The sequence below is a fragment of the Catenuloplanes indicus genome (assembly GCF_030813715.1).
Classification (GTDB): domain Bacteria; phylum Actinomycetota; class Actinomycetes; order Mycobacteriales; family Micromonosporaceae; genus Catenuloplanes; species Catenuloplanes indicus.
In genome coordinates this window covers 537,574-553,587 of record NZ_JAUSUZ010000001.1, presented here as the reverse complement: position 1 = coordinate 553,587, position 16,014 = coordinate 537,574, and the positions used below count along the sequence as shown (strand labels likewise).

The 16,014-nt window shown below is 75.0% G+C and carries 14 protein-coding genes; 11 read left to right on the top strand and 3 right to left on the bottom strand.

Annotated features, from left to right (window positions below):
* Positions 1-51 precede the first annotated feature (51 nt).
* From J2S42_RS02835 to J2S42_RS02825, 3 genes are all read right to left on the bottom strand, one after another.
* Positions 52-1,896, bottom strand: a complete 1,845-nt coding sequence (locus J2S42_RS02835) for an AfsR/SARP family transcriptional regulator (RefSeq protein ID WP_307234894.1) — start codon at positions 1,894-1,896, stop codon at positions 52-54.
* A gap of 366 nt (positions 1,897-2,262) precedes the next feature.
* Entirely contained in the window at positions 2,263-4,743 is a 2,481-nt protein-coding gene (locus J2S42_RS02830) for an ABC transporter permease (protein ID WP_307234892.1), read from the bottom strand.
* On the bottom strand, positions 4,737-5,444 hold the full coding sequence (locus J2S42_RS02825) for an ABC transporter ATP-binding protein (protein WP_307234890.1): 708 nt from the start codon (positions 5,442-5,444) through the stop codon (positions 4,737-4,739). Before J2S42_RS02825 ends, J2S42_RS02830 begins: the two co-directional genes overlap by 7 nt.
* Before the next feature lie 177 nt (positions 5,445-5,621).
* Here J2S42_RS02825 and J2S42_RS02820 point away from each other — a divergent pair, with 177 nt between their 5' ends.
* The 11 genes from J2S42_RS02820 to J2S42_RS02770 all read left to right on the top strand — a co-directional run bounded on the left by J2S42_RS02820 (position 5,622) and on the right by J2S42_RS02770 (position 16,004).
* Entirely contained in the window at positions 5,622-6,905 is a 1,284-nt protein-coding gene (locus J2S42_RS02820; RefSeq protein ID WP_307234888.1) for a sensor histidine kinase, read from the top strand.
* A gap of 29 nt (positions 6,906-6,934) precedes the next feature.
* Positions 6,935-7,537, top strand: coding sequence for a LuxR C-terminal-related transcriptional regulator (locus tag J2S42_RS02815; protein ID WP_307248601.1), 603 nt, complete (start codon positions 6,935-6,937; stop codon positions 7,535-7,537).
* A 122-nt stretch (positions 7,538-7,659) separates the two neighbouring features.
* On the top strand, positions 7,660-7,926 hold the full coding sequence (locus J2S42_RS02810; protein WP_307234886.1) for an acyl carrier protein: 267 nt from the start codon (positions 7,660-7,662) through the stop codon (positions 7,924-7,926).
* Between the two features lie 46 nt (positions 7,927-7,972).
* Positions 7,973-9,205, top strand: coding sequence for a beta-ketoacyl-[acyl-carrier-protein] synthase family protein (locus J2S42_RS02805; RefSeq protein WP_307234884.1), 1,233 nt, complete (start codon positions 7,973-7,975; stop codon positions 9,203-9,205).
* Entirely contained in the window at positions 9,202-10,347 is a 1,146-nt protein-coding gene (locus J2S42_RS02800; RefSeq protein ID WP_307234882.1) for a beta-ketoacyl synthase N-terminal-like domain-containing protein, read from the top strand. The genes J2S42_RS02805 and J2S42_RS02800 overlap by 4 nt, the downstream gene beginning before the upstream one ends.
* 1 nt (position 10,348) lies before the next feature.
* On the top strand, positions 10,349-11,314 hold the full coding sequence (locus tag J2S42_RS02795; RefSeq protein WP_307234880.1) for a beta-ketoacyl synthase N-terminal-like domain-containing protein: 966 nt from the start codon (positions 10,349-10,351) through the stop codon (positions 11,312-11,314).
* Entirely contained in the window at positions 11,311-12,117 is an 807-nt protein-coding gene (locus J2S42_RS02790; protein WP_307234878.1) for an alpha/beta fold hydrolase, read from the top strand. Before J2S42_RS02795 ends, J2S42_RS02790 begins: the two co-directional genes overlap by 4 nt.
* Positions 12,114-13,112, top strand: a complete 999-nt coding sequence (locus J2S42_RS02785; protein ID WP_307234876.1) for a thioesterase family protein — start codon at positions 12,114-12,116, stop codon at positions 13,110-13,112. Before J2S42_RS02790 ends, J2S42_RS02785 begins: the two co-directional genes overlap by 4 nt.
* A complete protein-coding gene (locus J2S42_RS02780; RefSeq protein ID WP_307234874.1) occupies positions 13,109-14,239 on the top strand; it encodes a beta-ketoacyl-[acyl-carrier-protein] synthase family protein in 1,131 nt (376 codons plus the stop codon). The genes J2S42_RS02785 and J2S42_RS02780 overlap by 4 nt, the downstream gene beginning before the upstream one ends.
* Positions 14,236-15,201: a beta-ketoacyl synthase N-terminal-like domain-containing protein gene (locus tag J2S42_RS02775; protein ID WP_307234873.1), complete on the top strand. Its 966-nt coding sequence runs from the start codon at positions 14,236-14,238 to the stop codon at positions 15,199-15,201. The genes J2S42_RS02780 and J2S42_RS02775 overlap by 4 nt, the downstream gene beginning before the upstream one ends.
* Positions 15,198-16,004 (top strand): SDR family oxidoreductase, encoded by an 807-nt coding sequence (locus tag J2S42_RS02770; protein ID WP_307234871.1) that lies wholly within the window; start codon positions 15,198-15,200, stop codon positions 16,002-16,004. Before J2S42_RS02775 ends, J2S42_RS02770 begins: the two co-directional genes overlap by 4 nt.
* The last annotated feature ends 10 nt before the right edge of the window (positions 16,005-16,014 follow it).

The following is a 16,014-nucleotide window of genomic DNA, read 5'->3' as shown; positions in this document are numbered from 1 at the left end:
TCAGGACGCCGCCCGGACCGGTGGCGGACCCGGGCGGCGTCGCGCCGCCGGTCAGGCGAGCGCGGGGCGCAGCAGCACGCGTTCGGGTGCGCGCGCGACCGGCGTCTCCCGCCGGGCCGGGTCGGCCGGCGCGCTCACGTGCCGGGCCAGCTGACGCACGAACGGGTGCATGCCGACCAGCAGCCGGCCCCCCTCGCCGCCGGTGGTGTGGAGCAGCCGCGCGTCGATCAGGTCCTCCAGGATCTCCTCGGCGCGGTGCTCGGTCAGGCCGAGCAGGTGCGCCGCGGTGTCCGCCGCGATCGCCGGGCTCTCCTGCGCCGCCAGCCGGCGCAGTGCCCGTCGGTGCGGCTCGTCCAGCCGGTCGTACATCGCCTCGAGGTTGCCGCGCACGGTGACCGGGCCGAGCCGCAGCTCCCGCAGCGGGTCACAGGCGACCCGCCGGGCCAGCTTGTCGATGGCCAGGTGCGGCTTGGCGGCCAGCCGGGCGCCGAGGATGCGCACCGCCATCGGCAGCCCGGCGCACAGGTCGGCGATCCGGCGTGCCGCGTGCGGGCGGCGGGCCACCCGGTCGTGACTGATGATGTCGGCCAGCAGGCTCAGCGACGCCTCGGTGCTCCACGGCCGGATCTCCAGTGACCGGCTGGCCTCGACCACTCCCGGGTACGACCTGCTGGTCACGATCACCCGGCAGGTCGCGCCACCGGGCAGCAGCGGCCGCACCTGCGCGGAGTCGGCCGCGTCGTCCAGCACCACCACCAGCCGCCGGCCGGCCAGCTGGCTGCGGTAGAGCTGCTGCCGCTCCGGCGTGCTGTCCGGGATGTCGTCCGGTGCCACGCCGAGCCCTCGCAGGAACCAGCCGAGGACGACGCCGGGATCGACCGGCGCGTCGGTGGAACCGCGCAGATCCGCGTGCAGCTCCCCGTCCGGGAACCGGTCGCGGCACCGGTGCACGCCGTGCGTGCCGATCGCGGACTTGCCGACGCCGGGCAGGCCGGTGATCAGCAGCACGCTGGGATGGCTGCCCGAGGGCGGGCTGCCCAGGAACGCGCGGATCGCCGACACCTCGGCGTCGCGGGCGGTGAAGTCGGTGATGTCGGCCGGCAGCATCCGCGGTGTGATGACCGGCCGGACCGTCACCTGCGCCCGCTCCGGTGGCGGCACGAGCTCCAGGTCACCGTCGAGGATCGCCTTGTACGTGGCGAACAGCGCCGGGCTCGGCTCCACGCCGAGGCTGTCGGCCAGGGTCAGCCGCCCGTCGTGGTAGACGTCCAGCGCCTCCGCCTGGCGGCCGGCCCGGTACAGCGCGGTCATCAGCTGGATGCGCAGGCACTCCTGGAGCGGGTGCTCGGCGAGCAGCGCGGACAGTTCCGGCACGAGCTCGGCGTGCTGCCCGAGCGCGAGGTCGGCGTCGATGCGGTCCTTGGCCGCGGCCAGCCGGCTCTCCTGCAGCGCCGGCAGTTCCGCGTCGGCGAGCAGGTCCGTGACGTTCATCAGCGGCCGGCCGCGCCACAGGGCGAGTGCGGCCCGCAGGTGCCGGGCGGCCTCCTGGTGCTCGCCGCGGCGCAACGCGTGATGCCCGGTCTGCGCCACCCGCCGGAAGGTGTCGTAGTCGAAGTCCGCCGAGCCCATCCGCAGCAGGTATCCGGGGCGTTGCCGGATGATCCGCACCGAGGGTTCCAGCTGCTTGCGCAACCGGGAGACGTAATTGTAGATCTGCGCGGTAGCGGTGCTGGGCGCATTGTCGCCCCAGAGGATATCGCTCAGGTAATCATCGGAGAGAATGCGACCGCGAGCCAATAGCAGAGCGGCCAGAACCGTTCTCTGTTTATGCCCGCCGAGCGGGATCTCGATTCCTCTGTCCCATGCTTCGACCGGTCCAAGAATGCGAAACTGCATCTTTCCCCCGTGGCGTATGAGCCCTGCTCTTCCGCTGTTCATTCACGTGTGCGGGCATGACGACGCGCCGCCCGTCATGGTCGGCGCGGTTCGCACTGCTGAGCAGGTCAGGCCGTCTTCAGGACGGGGACGGCATCGTCCGCCGAGCACCTGGATGAAGACCTGAGTGAATGTTGTGAACGAGCTGTGGAGGTGCTGGTCGTCAGCTATCCACCGTGGCCATGATCGATTCCCCCCCATCGTCGTGCGCCGTGGTGGAAGCTAATGCAGATTTCATCTGCGTGTCAACCCGGTAACGATGGGTGATAGCACTGCGGGAAGTGGGAGGCGCCGGACCGGGGGAATCCGGCGCCTCGGCCCGCTTCCTTACTCCCGGGCCGCCGCGGCGCTAATCGCACGCCGCCGGACCAGCGCAAAGTACGCGGGCATGATCGACGCGACCAGCGCCAGCACCGCGCAGATCCCGGCCACCGCCGCCACCGCGGCCCACGGCACGGCGATCGACGTGAACCCGACGAGTCGGACCACCGACAGCCACATGCCGGCCAGGTTGAGCGCCGCGGCGCCCGCCGCCAGCGCCACGCCGACCGCCACCACGACCAGCGACTCACCGGCGATCGTGCGCAGCGCCTGCGCTCGCGTCGCACCGGACAGCCGGAACACCGCCAGGTCCCGTGACCGGCCGGCCACCGCCATCAGCAACGTGTTCACGATCGCGATCGCGGTGTACAGCAGCGTCACGCCGAGCACCGCCTGCAGACCGCGCACCGTGGTCTGCCGGTTCTTCGCCGCCGTGGCGGCCGCCCACTCCGGCATCGGCGTGACCGAGGCGGCGAGCCCGTCGGTCGCCGCGGCCAGTGCCCGGCGAAGCGCGCCGGTGTCGGTGCCGGGGTGGGCCTTGACGTACACCGCGCCGGTCAGCCCGGCGGGGGCGTTGGCCGGGGTCACGTACACGCCCGCGCCGGAGATGCCGGCGTCGAGCACGGCCACCACCCGCAGCGTCGCGGCGCTGCCGTCCGCCCGCCACACCGCCACCTCGTCGCCGACCGCGCGATCCCACTCCGCGTTCACCGCGATCGCGCCGTCGTCGAGTCCGGCCAGCGATCCGGCGGCGACCGGCGGCAGCGCCACCCGGCCCAGCGCGCCCGGGTCGACCGCCTCGGCGGACTGCCGCAGCAACGTCTCGCCACCCTCCACGACGTACAGCGTGGTCGCCCGGGACGCCAGCACGTCCGCACCGGGCACCGCCCGGACCCGGGCCACGGCCGTCTCGCTGAGCCCCGGCGTGTCGCGCGGCAGCACCACGAAGTCCGCGGCGATCCGCTCCCGCCGCTCGGTCGCCTTCGCCGCGTCGATGGTGGCGGTCGCGCCCAGCAGCGACCCGGTCAGCCCGACCGCGAGCATCACCGGCGCGGCCGTGGACGCGGTCCGGCGTGCCGCGGTCAGCGCGCTCTGCCGGACCACCATCGCACCCGCGCCGCGCATCGCGCGCAACGGCAGCCCGACCAGGCGGACCACCGGCGGCACCAGCGCCGGGGCGAGAAGCCCGAAAGCGACGAGGAGCAGCATCGGTACGGTCGTGTACCACTTGCGGCCGACCACGCTCTCCGGATCGGTGGCCGCGGCGGACAGCATCAGGTACAGACCGCCGGAAAGGAACAGCAGACCGGCCAGCCACCGCACCGGCGTCATCGCCCGGCCCTCGACCGCCGCGTCCCGCAGCGCCTCCACCGGGCGCACCCGCCCGGCCCGCGCGGACGCCGCCGCCACCCCGGCCAGCGCCACCAGCACACCGATCGCGAACGCCGTGATCATCGGCCAGGTCGCGGGCCCGACCGTGAACCACGGCGGCGCCAGGCCCAGGCCGGTCATCCACCGGCCGAGCGGTGCCGCGCCGGCCCGGCCCAGCCACACCCCGGCCGCGGCCGCCACCAGCCCGACGGCCAGCGCCTCCGTGTAGACCATGCGGCGCACCTGGCCGGGCGTCAGCCCGACCACCCGCAGCAACCCGAACTCCCGCCGCCGCTGCACCACCGCGAACGAGAACGTCGACGCGACCACGAAGATCGCCACGAACCCGGCGATGCCGGCCGAGGTGCCCACGATCGCGTTCACCGTGACCAGCGCCTCCGCGTCGGCGGCCCGGTCCGGGTCGGCCTCCCGCCGGCCGTCGCCGTGCAGCACCCGCCCGCCGGTCGCGCCCACCACGCCGGTCACCGCGTCCGCGCCGGCCGAGGTGGCCACCGCGTCGACCCGCGGCGAGATCCGCGCGGCCTCCGCCTCGCTGAAGAACAGCGCCGATTCGAACGGCACCGGCCGGACCAGGCCGGACACCCGGTAGTCGCGGACGCCGGCGACGGTCAGGACCGGCACGGACGCGCCCACGGCCACGCCCGCGTCCGTGCCGGCCACGATCTCGCCGTCGTCACCCGGCGCGGTGCCGTCGACCAGCTGGTACGGCGTGAGCGCCGCCGCCGGCCACGGGTGCCCGGTGCGCGCGCCGCCGCCCCGCCCGTCCCGCACCAGCTGCGCGTAGAACGTGCGGTCGAGCACCGCGCCGGGATCGAGGCGCCGCACGCCGTCGATCACCTCGGCGGGCACGCCGGACGGCACGCCCAGCGGCTGACTGTCCACGCCGTTGGTGGTCTCCACCCGCAGCTGGTCGTAGCCGGTCACCACGGTCGGCACCGCCGCGTACCGCTGCGGCGCCCGGGCCGGCGCGCTGACCGTCGCGTTCAGCACCAGACCGGTCGCGGTCAGCAGTGCGACGCCGAGCGCGAGCGCGACGAACGTGCCGAGGAAGCCCGCCCACCGGCTGCGCAGCGTCTGCAGTGCCACGATCAGCACGCCAGCGCCCCACTGCCGGTCATCCGCGCGGCGACCGCCTCGGCGGTGGGCCGCAGCAGTTCACCGGCGGGCCGGCCGTCGGCGAAGAACACCACCCGGTCCGCGTACGACGCGGCGACCGGGTCGTGGGTGACCATGATGATCGTCTGCCGTTCCCGGTCGACCAGCTCACGCAGCATGACCAGCACCTCCCGGCCGGTCACGCTGTCCAGCGCGCCGGTCGGCTCGTCGGCGAAGAGCACGGCCGGGCGGGTGACCAGCGCGCGGGCGATCGCCACTCGCTGCTGCTGGCCGCCGGACATCTCGGCCGGCCGGTGCCGGGCCCGGTCGGCGAGGCCGACCCGCGCCAGCACGTCCCGGACCGCGGCGCGTCCCGGCCGCTTCCCGGCCAGGCGCAGCGGCAGGCTCACGTTCTGCTCCGCGGTCAGCGCCGGCAGCAGGTTGAACGCCTGGAAGACGAACCCGATGTGGGTACGGCGCAGCAGCGTCAGCCGGGTCTCGCTGAGCCGGGACAGCTCCACCTCGCCGACCACGATCTCGCCGGTGTCCGCCCGGTCCAGCCCGGCCGCCACCTGGAGCAGCGTGGACTTGCCGGACCCGGACGGCCCCATGATCGCGGTGAGCGCGCCGGCGGCGAACTCCACGCTCACGTCCCGCAGCGCGGGTACGGCGGCGGAGCCGGTGCCGTATGTCTTGGACACCGCGGCGAGACGGACGGCGGGGGTGCGAAGGGCAGCGGATTCCACGATGCACAGTCAACGCGATCCGGGCCGCCGGCACATTGGTACAGGATGGAGTCTTGGGGTAGTGCTAGGCATACCCCCGGTAGTGGTACGAGGACCCTGGGACTCACCCGGACCATGACATAGGGTGATGCGGTGCACACGCCAACCGCCTGGGCCGCACTCCGGCGGCGCGATCTGCTGCTCACCGCGTGGCCCTGGCGCTCCGCCGCCTACCTGACGGCCACCGCCACGCTCGGCGTGATCGGGCTGATCGTCGTGCTCAGCCTGTTCCTGCTCGGCACCGCCACCGTCGTGCTGCTCGTCGGCGTACCGCTGCTGTGCGGTGTGACCCTGGCCGGCGTGCCGGCCGCCGTGATCGAGCGGCGGCTGCTGCCGCTCGTCGACAGCGCCCCCATCGACGGCCCGCACCGGGTGCCGGCCGAGCCCGGGCTGTGGTGCTGGCTGCGGACCCGGTGGCGGGAACCGGGCACCTGGCGCGAGCTGGGCCACCTGATGCTCAGCGCGCTGGTGCTGTGGCTGGTCGAGGTCACCGCGCTGCTCGGCGGCCTGGTCGTCCCGCTGGCGCTGCTGGTCACCCCGCTGCTGCTCGCGTTCGCCGACGAGGAGGGCGTCAAGGTCCTCAAGACGTGGCAGATCGTCTCCTGGGGACCCGCGTGGGCGACGGCGGTGGCCGGCCTGGTCCTGCTCGTCCCCGGCGGATACGTGCTGACCGGCCTGGCCGCGGCCCGCGCGGTGCTCAGCCGCCGGTTGCTGGGCAGCACCCAGGTCGAGCTGACCGAGCGGGTGCAGGAGCTGTCCCGCTCCCGCGCCCGCCTGGTCGACGCGTTCGAGGCCGAACGCCGGCGCATCGAGCGGGACCTGCACGACGGCGCGCAGCAGCGGCTGCTGTCACTGTCCATGACCCTCGGCCTGGCCGAGGTCTGCGAGCCGGACGAGGTGGGCGCGCTGGTCGCGCAGGCGCGGGACGAGGCGCGGCTCGCGCTGGAGGAGATCCGCGAGCTGATCCGCGGCATCCACCCGCAGGTGCTCACCGACCGCGGGCTGCCGGCCGCGGTCGGCGCGGTGGCCGACCGGTCCGCCGTACCCGTGCAGGTCCGTTTCGATCTTCCGGACCGGCTGCCGTCCGCGGTGGAGTCGACCGCCTACTTCGCGGTCTGCGAGGCACTGGCGAACGTGGCCCGGCACAGCGGGGCCGGTTCGGCTACTGTGGACGGCCGGATCGACGCCGGCCGGCTCGTCGTCGAGGTGCGCGACGACGGCGTCGGCGGCGCGGACGCGGGCGCGGGCACCGGGCTGGCCGGGCTGGCCGACCGGCTGGCCGTGCTGGACGGCACCGTCATCCTGTCCAGCCCGCGCGGCGGGCCGACGCTGCTCCGACTGGAGGTCCCTTGCCGACCGACGGCTCCCTACGCGTGATCATCGCCGAGGACGGCGTGCTCGTCCGGATGGGCGTGGCGCACCTGCTCGGCCGGTTCGGCCACGACGTCGTCGCCACCGTCGGCAACGCCGCGGACCTGATCACGGAGGTCGAGGCGCACCGTCCGGACCTGGTGATCGCGGACGTGCGGATGCCGCCCACCTTCACCGACGAGGGGCTGCGGGCCGCGGTCACGCTGCGCGGGCGCCACCCCGGCCTGGCCGTGCTGGTGCTCAGCCAGTACGTCGAGCAGACCTACGCGATGGAACTGCTCGACTCCGCCGGCGACGGCGGCGTCGGCTACCTGCTCAAGGACCGCATCGGCGACGTGCGGGACTTCATGGACGCGCTCGCCGGGGTCGCCGCCGGCACCACCGTCATCGACCCGGACGTGGTCCGGATGGTGATGCGCCGCTACCGCGACCCGGTCGACCGGCTCACCCCGCGCGAGCGGGAGGTGCTCGGGCTGATGGCCGAGGGCCGGTCCAACGCCGGCATCGCGCGGGCGCTGAGCGTCACCGAGGCCGCGGTCGGCAAGCACATCGGCAGCATCCTCGCCAAGCTGGAGATCCGCGCGGACGGCGACGACCACCGCCGGGTGCTCGCCGTGCTGGCGTATCTGCGCCGCTGAGCCGAGCTGATAGGAATCTCATAGCGCCGCCCGGCACGCTGCGATCCACCGGACCACAGGAATCGGCAGCGACCGGGCGAGCAGCATGCCCGCCGCCGCGCCGAGATCGCAGCGGAGGCGACATGACCAGCGCGAACCCCACCACCCTCGACGCGCAGCAGAAGAGCACGATCAAGGAGATCATCTGCGACGTCCTGGAGATCGACGCGGACGAGGTCACCGAGACCAGCCTCTTCAAGGAGGAGCACGACGCCGACTCGCTGCGGGCCATCGAGATCCTCGCGGCCCTCGAGCGGGAGCTGCGCATCGAGATCGACCAGGCCGAGCTGAGCCGGATGGTCAACCTTGAGGGCGTCTACGCCGTCGTCGACGACGCGCGCCGCGCCTGAACCGGACCGGCATCTCCGCGCGCGGCCCTCAAGGACGGTGGACAGCATGGACAATCGGCAACGCCGGGTGGTCGTGACGGGCCTCGGCATCGTCACCAGCATCGGCACGGGCGTGGACGAGTTCCGCGCGGGACTGCGCGCCGGCCGCAGCGGGGTCAGCCCGATCACCGCGTTCGACACCGCCGGGTTCGCCTACGCCAACGGATGCGAGGTCGGCGACTTCGTACCCGAGCGGTGGGTGCGCGAGAGCGACCCGGCCGAGCTGGGCCGGGCCGCGCAGTTCGCGGTCGCCGCCGCGCGGATGGGCCTGCGGGACGCCGGCCTCGACCTCGACGCGGCCCGGGACCGCCGCTCCCTGATCTCGATCGGCACCACCGACGGCGAGTCCCGCGACCTCGACGCCCTGGTCGCCGGCCAGCTGCGCGGCGAGGACGCGGACCCGCGGGTGGCCCGCCGCACCGGCGCCGGGCAGCTGTCCGCCGGCATCGTGCGCGAACTCGGCCTGTACGACGTGGAGGCGGTCACCATCCCCACCGCGTGCGCGGCCGGCAACTACGCCGTCGGCTACGGCTTCGACGCGATCCGAGCCGGCGACGTCGACCTGGCGCTGTGCGGCGGCGCGGACGCGATGTGCCGCAAGACGTTCACCGGCTTCTACCGCCTGGGCACCATCGCACCGGAGATCTGCCAGCCGTTCGACCTGCACCGCCGCGGCATCCTCACCGGCGAGGGCGCCGGGATCCTGGTGATGGAGAGCGAGGAGTCGGCCCGGGCCCGCGGCGCGCGCGTCTACGCCGAGATCCGCGGATACGGGCTCAACTGCGACGCGCTGCACCCGGTCGCCCCGGACCGGGACAGCCTCGCCGACTGCATCACCCGCGCGCACCGCAACGCCGGCATCCGGCCGGAGGAGGTCGACTTCATCTCCGCGCACGGCACCGGCACCAAGGCCAACGACGTCGTCGAGGCCGGCGCGATCCACCAGGTCTTCGGCGAACGCCCGCCGCCCACCATCTCGATCAAGGCGATGATCGGGCACACCATGGGCGCGGCCAGCGCGCTCGCCGCCGCGGCCTGCGCGCTCGCGATCGCCGACGGGTTCATCCCGCCGACCATCAACCACCGGCAGACCGACCCGGCGTGCGACCTCGACTGCGTGCCGAACCAGGCCCGCCCGGCCCGGCTGCGGGTGGCGCAGAACAACGCGCTCGCGTTCGGCGGCAACAACGCGGTGCTGATCCTCGGCGAGCCGCGCGACCGGGCGGAGGCGCCGGCGTGAACGGCGGGCACCTGGTCACCGGCCTGGGCGCGATCGCGGGCATCGGCCGGACCAGCGCGGAGATCTTCGACTCGCTCTGCGCCGGGCACAGCGGGCTCGGCGAGATCAAGGGCTTCGACCGCGGGCGGTTCCGGACCCGGCACGCGTACGAGATCGACGACCGGCCGGCCGGCGGCGACGTGCCGCTGCGTGCCACCCGCTGGCTGGAGCACGCGGTCGCGCAGGCGGCCGCCGAGGCCGGGCTCGGCGACGACCTCTCCGACGTGCCGGTGCTGATCGGCACCACGCTGCGGGAACTGCGCTCGGTGGAGCTGAGCTGGCGCGACGGCATCCCGTTCGACGTACGTGACCTGCACTTCGGCACCGCGCTGGCCCGGCGGTTCGGCGCGGCGCAGACGTACACGGTGGCCAACGCCTGCTCCGCCTCGCTCTACGCGGCCGCGCTCGGCGTGGACCTGCTGACCACCGGCGCGGCCGACACCGTGCTGGTCGCGGGCGTGGACACCATCACGGAGAGCACCTACGGGCTGCTCGACCGCTGCTACGCGGAGGCGCCGGACCGGGTACGCCCGTTCGACCGGGCCCGGCGCGGCATGCTCCAGGGCGAGGGCGCGGCCGCGATCGTGCTGCGCCGCGAGGAGGACGGCCCGGCCGGCGGGCGGGTCTACGCCCGGCTGCGGGGCGTGGCCGTCAACTGCGACGCGGTGCACCCGTCCGCACCGGACGCGGCCACCATCGCCGCGGCCGTCACCGAGGCGCACCGGCGTGCCCGCGTCGGCCCCGAGGACGTGGACCTGCTCATGCTGCACGGCACCGGCACCGCGCTGAACGACGAGGCCGAGGCGCACGCGATCGGCAAGGTCTTCGGCGGCGTGCCCCGGCTGCCCCGGATGACCGCGATCAAGTCGATGACCGGGCACACCGCGGGCGCGTCCGGCCTGCACAGCCTGCTGGTCGCGATCGAGTCGCTGCGTGCCGGTTTCGTACCGCCGATCCTGCACCTCGACGACCCGATCGACGAGGTCGCCGGGTTCCCGCTGGTGCGCGGCTCCGCGATCGCCGAGGAGATGCGGATCGCGCAGGTCGACTCGTTCGGATTCGGCGGCCTGAACGCCGTCGCGGTCGTGGAACGGATGGACTGAGATGCCCCTGACCCCCGTCGTCGTCACCGGAACCGGGATCGCGGTGTCCGGTCTGGAGACCGCGGACGACCTGCTGGCCGCCGGCGCCCGACCGGACGGCGCCGCGGACCCGGCCCGCCGGCTCACCGGCCGCGGCCTGCGCTACCGGGACCGGGCCACCAAACTCGCGCTGGTCGCGGCCGGCGCCGCGCTGCGCGACGGCGGCGTGCTCGGCGACGACGGCCTCGCGCTGCCGGCCGCCTCGGTCGGCGTGGTGGTGAGCACCAACTACGGCAACCTGGACACGGTCTGCGAGACGGTCAGCACGATCGCCGCGGAGACCTACACCGGCACCAGCCCGATGAAACTACCCGGCACCGCCTCCAACGTCACCGCGTCCTGGGTCGCGATCGGCTGGGGGCTGCAGGGCCCGAACCTGACGCTGTGCAACGGCCCGACCTCCGGACTGGACGCGCTGCACTGGGCGCGGATGCTGCTGGCCGCGGGCCGGGCCCGGGCGGTCCTGGTCGTCGGCGTGGAACCCGCGAACGGCCCGGCCCGGCACGTCGCGCACGGCGACCGGCACGCCGGCACGCCGATGCTGGACGGTGCGGCGGCCCTGGTGCTGTGGACCACCGACGGCGCCGCCGCGCACGGCGTGCCCGCCCGCGCCACGATCGGCGGATACGCCCGCCGCCGGGACGTACGCGACGCCGTGCACGCGGTCGCCCCGGACGGCGCCCGGCTGTGGCTGCGGCCGGAGAGCACGCGGCCGCTGCCGTTCGACGCGCCGCCGCACCACGACGCCCGCGACCTGGCCGGCCGGCTCGGCCACTGCTCCGGCGCGCTCGGCGTGGTGCAGGCCGCGGCCGGTGTGGCCTGGCTCGGCCGCGGCGGTACCGGTTCGGTGCTGGCCACCGCCGGGCTCGGCGCGGCCGGTGGCGAGGACGCGGGCGCGGCCCTGCTGCTGACCGGGGCGGGCCGATGACGCTCACGCCGCTGGAGCGCACCGTGCCGCCCGGCCCGCGCGTCGGCGCCCGGCTGCGCCGCCCGGCCCGCGGCACGCCCACCGGCCGGATGCTGCTGCTGCACGGGCTGGCCAGCACCGCGGACGTGTGGGACTGCTTCGTGCGCTGCGCGGACCCGGACTGGGAACTCTGGACCGCGGAACTGCCCTGGGAGTCCGAGGGCGACCCGGCCTGGGCGTGGCACTCGTTCACCACCGACTGGCTCGGCGGCGTCTGGGACGCCCTCGACGGGCCGGCCGACGTGGTGATCGCCCACTCGTTCGCCGCCACGCTGCTGCTGGAACACCTCGCCGCGCACCCGTCGCACCTGCCCCGGGCGGCCGTGCTGGCCTCGCCGTTCTACCGGCCGAGCACGCACGACTTCGGCTGGGACACCATGGCCTACTACCAGCAGGGGTTCCACCTGATCCTGGAGGAGGGCATCCGGACCGCCACCCGCAACCCACTGGAACCGGAGATCAGTGCCGCCATGGCGCTGCGGGTCCGGGAGCGGATCGGCGCGTACGGCTGGATGCGCTTCTTCGACAGCTATCTGCGCACCCCGCTGCTGCCGGTGTCGTCGCTGGCCGTGCCGGTCCTGGCGATCACCGGCGAGCGGGACGTCGCGGCCCCGGCGGACGACGCGCGAGCGCTCGCCGCCGCGCTGCCGCACGGGCGGGCCGAGATCCTCGACCGCTGCGGCCACTTCCCCATGATGCAGGTGCCCGCGCGATTCGCCGCGGCGGTGCACTCCTTCCTCGACACCACCCTGGAGCTGCCGTGAGCGCCACCATCGTCCCGCCGGCCGTCGACGCGACCACCCGCCGACCGGTCCGCCCCCGCTACGAGGGCTCGAACATCTGCACCTGGATCGGCTTCAAGCACGTCAACTACCTGGTCGAGGAGGCCGTGCTGGACCACCTGCGCCGCCACGGCATGCCGGCCGGGACGCTCTACGAACGGTTCGGGCTGTGCGTGGACCTCGTCGACCTGGACACCCGCATCCTGCACGCGTTCCACATCGACGACGTGGCCGTGGCCGAGGTGCGCCGGCTGCCCGACCCGGCCACGACCGGGCTGGCGTTCGCCGTCGAGATCACCGTGGACCGGGGTGAGCGGTTGCGCGCCGTCGCCGCGAAGGTCCTCGTCCAGCTGCGCCTGGACCCCGACGGCGCGGACGCCGAACCGGTACCGGACGCGCTCGCCGGCTACGTGACCGACCGGCTCGCGGGCGTCACCCGCCGGGCGCCGCGGGTCCCGGACCTGCTGGCCGGCACCGACCCGCGGGACGCTCTGACCGCCGGGCGCAACGCGGTCGCCTGGTCCTGGCGGATCCCGTACTTCTACTGCCACTTCACCCGCCGGGTGCAGATGTCCGGGTACCTGCGGCTGATGGAGGAGGTCGTCGACCTGTTCCTGGCCGAGCGCAAGATCTCGATCGACACGCTGCTGCGCGAGCAGTCCTGGATCCCGGTGGTGCCGCACTCGCAGATCACGGTGCTGGACGAGGCGCTGATGGAGGAGGAGGTGCACACCGTCCTCACGGTGGAGAACGTGTTCAAGGGCTTCACCTACACCGCGCGGATGGACTGCTACGTGCTGCGCGACGGCGTGCTGACACCGGTGGCGACCGGCCGGATCACCCACGGATACGCGGTGATCGAGAACCGACGCGACTGGCACCTGGTCGAGTTCGACGACCGGATGCGCGACGCGCTCGGCGGCGGTGCCGCGTCCGTGACCGGCCGGGGCCGCGCCGGGGCCGGCGCCCGGCCATGACCGACGTGCTGGTGACCGGGATCGGCGCCGTCTCGGCCTGCGGCGCGGGCGCGCCACGGCTGTGGCGCGCGATGTCGGCCGCCGAGGTGCGCCTGCCGGACCGTGCCGACGACCCGCTGGCCCACATGGACCTGCCGATGATCTACCGGGTGCCCGGACACGACGACGCGGGGCTCGGCCGGGCCTCGTCGCTGGCGGTCCGGGCCGCCCGGGAGGCGGTCGGCGACGCCGGGCTGTCCGGCACCGGCGCGCGTACCGGCGTGGTCATGGGCAGTTGCATGGGGGACGCCGACGTCGTCGAGCGGGCCGGGGACCTGCCCGGCCCGCGGCCGTTCGGTCAGCCGTTCCCGGTCGCGGCGCGCGTCGGCGCGCGGTTCGGCGCGCACGGGCCCAACATCAGCGTCGCCGCCGCATGCGCCGCGGGCGGGTTCGCCATCGGCATCGCCGCCGACCTGATCCGCACCGGCGAGGCCGACGTGGTCCTCGCCGGTGGTGCGGACGGTTACTCCCGGGTGGCACTGGCCTGCTTCAACCGGCTCGGCGCGGTCGACCCGGTCCGGTGCCGGCCGTTCGACGCCCGGCGGGCCGGCACCGTCTTCGGCGAGGGCGCCGGCGTGCTGGTCCTGGAGCGCGGTGACCACGCCCGCGCCCGCGGCGCCACCGCCTACGGCCGGGTCGCCGAGTCCGGGTGGAGCTGCGACGCCTTCCACCCGACCGCGCCGGACCCGGCCGGCACCCAGATCGTCCGGGCGATGCGCGCCGCGCTCGGGCCCGCGCCCGCACCGGTCGGCTGCGTCATCCCGCACGGCACCGGCACCCGGCACAACGACCTGGTGGAGAGCCAGGCGCTGCACACCGTCTTCGACGGCGGGCCGCCGCCGCTCTACAGCGTCAAGGCACTGCTCGGGCACACCGGCGGTGCCGCGGCCGCGCTGGCCGCCTGCGCCGCCGCGCTGATCCTGCGGGCCGGGCGGATCCCGCCGAACGTGCCGGTCGAGCACCCCGACCCGGACTGCCCGGTCGACCTGCCCGGCGGCGAGCGGCCGCTCACGGACGGGCGGGTGCTGGTCAACGCGTACGCGTTCGGCGGCAGCAACGCCTCGCTGCTGATCGAGACCGCGTCATGACCGTGCCGCGCTCACCGGAGCTGGCCGTGACCGGGCTCGGCGTGGCGCTGCCGTGGACCGCCGACCCGGCCGAGGCCGCCCCGCCGCCGGCCGGGCCACCGCCGGCGGACTGGTTCGACACGGCCGCGCTGCTCGGCCCGCGCGGCTACCGCTACCTGCCCGACTCCGGCCGGTACCTGCTGCTGGCCACCCGCCGCGCGGTCGCCGGGCGCGGCGGCCTCGACGAGGTGCCCGGCGAGGACCGCGGCCTGGCCCTGGCCACCAACGCCGGGCTCACCGCCACGCTGGACGCCATGGACGACGCGGTCGTGTCCGGCTCCGCGGCCGGGCTGAGCCCGGCGACCGCGCCGTTCTTCGCCGTGAACGTGCTCGCCAACCGCCCCGCGACCGAGCAGCGCACGCACGGCTTCGCACTGACGTTCACCTCGCCGCTGGTGGCCGGGCTCGAGGCGCTGGCCACCGGCGCCCGCGCGCTCGCCGCCGGGCGATGCACGGTGCTGCTGGCCGGCGCCGTGGAACAACCGCCGCCGGGCACCGGGCCGGCGGCACCGGAGCTGGGGGCGGTGGCGTTGCTGCTGGAGCCCGCCACCGCGCCCGCCGGTCCCGGGCGCACCCGCTGCCGGAGCCGGACGCTGTTCGTCCCGCCGGACCCGGCGACCGTGCGCGAGCTGGTCACCGCCGCGATCGACGACGTCACCGGCGGCGCCCGCCCACCCGCGTACGTGATCGTCGACGACTCACCGGTCGGCGAGGCGGTCGTCGCGGCGGTCGTCGCGGCGGTCGGCGGCGGTACGCCGGTCAGCGTCGTCCCGGCCGGCGCCGGCTGCCTGTCCCCGATGCTCACGCTCACCCGGCTCGCCGCGACCGGCGCCGGTGACCATCTCGTCGTCGCGGCCACCGCGGCCGGGAACGTGGCCGTGGCCGCGCTGACCGCCGCACCCAGCAGAGGAGGAACACCGTGACCTGGGCCCTGATCCTCGGCGTGTCCAGCGGCATGGGCCGGGCCACCGCCGTGGCGCTGGCCGAGACCGGCCTGAACATCGCCGGCCTGCACTTCGACACCGCGGCCCGGGCGGCCGAGGCCGACGCGCTGCGCGCCGAGCTCGACCGCCTCGGCGTCAAGCACGACCTGGTCAACGCGAACGCGGCCGCGCACCGGACCCGTGCCGAGGTCGTACCGCGGCTGGCCGAGCTGGCCGGCGACGGCGGGCTGCGCGTGCTGGTCCACTCGCTCGCCTTCGGCACGCTGGTGCCGTACCTGCCCCGGCCGGGCTTCCCGGACGGGCTCACCTCCCGGCAGCTGACCATGACGCTGGAGGTGATGGCGCACAGCCTCGTGCACTGGACCCAGGACCTCGCCGCCGCCGGCCTGTTCGGCGACGGCGCCAAGATCTTCGCGTTGACCAGCTCCGGGACCACCCAGCACCTGCCCAGTTACGGCGCGGTCTCCGCGGCCAAGTCCGCGCTGGAGTCGCACGTGCGGCAGCTCGCGCTGGAGCTGGCACCGCGCGGCGTCGCGGTCAACGCGCTGCGGGCCGGCGTCACGGTCACCCCGTCGCTGGAACGCATCCCGGAACACGCCGCCTTCATCGACGAGGCCGCGCTGAGCAACCCGCACGGCCGGCTGACCCGGCCGCGGGACGTGGCCGAGGCGATCGTGGCGCTGACCGCCGCCCCCGGCTCGTGGATCACCGGCAACACCATCGGCGTCGACGGCGGCGAGCTGCACGCGGCCGGGCACGCCTGGGCCCGGCACGGCGAGTGAGGAGCGAACG

Bases quoted from the DNA above. Each gene is read 5' to 3' on its own strand.
- J2S42_RS02835 (WP_307234894.1), bottom strand. From the start codon at position 1,896: ATGCAGTTTCGCATTCTTGGACCGGTCGAAGCATGGGACAGAGGAATC.
- J2S42_RS02815 (WP_307248601.1), top strand. From the start codon at position 6,935: ATGGGCGTGGCGCACCTGCTCGGCCGGTTCGGCCACGACGTCGTCGCC.
- J2S42_RS02810 (WP_307234886.1), top strand. From the start codon at position 7,660: ATGACCAGCGCGAACCCCACCACCCTCGACGCGCAGCAGAAGAGCACG.
- J2S42_RS02805 (WP_307234884.1), top strand. From the start codon at position 7,973: ATGGACAATCGGCAACGCCGGGTGGTCGTGACGGGCCTCGGCATCGTC.
- J2S42_RS02795 (WP_307234880.1), top strand. From the start codon at position 10,349: ATGCCCCTGACCCCCGTCGTCGTCACCGGAACCGGGATCGCGGTGTCC.
- J2S42_RS02790 (WP_307234878.1), top strand. From the start codon at position 11,311: ATGACGCTCACGCCGCTGGAGCGCACCGTGCCGCCCGGCCCGCGCGTC.
- J2S42_RS02780 (WP_307234874.1), top strand. From the start codon at position 13,109: ATGACCGACGTGCTGGTGACCGGGATCGGCGCCGTCTCGGCCTGCGGC.
- J2S42_RS02775 (WP_307234873.1), top strand. From the start codon at position 14,236: ATGACCGTGCCGCGCTCACCGGAGCTGGCCGTGACCGGGCTCGGCGTG.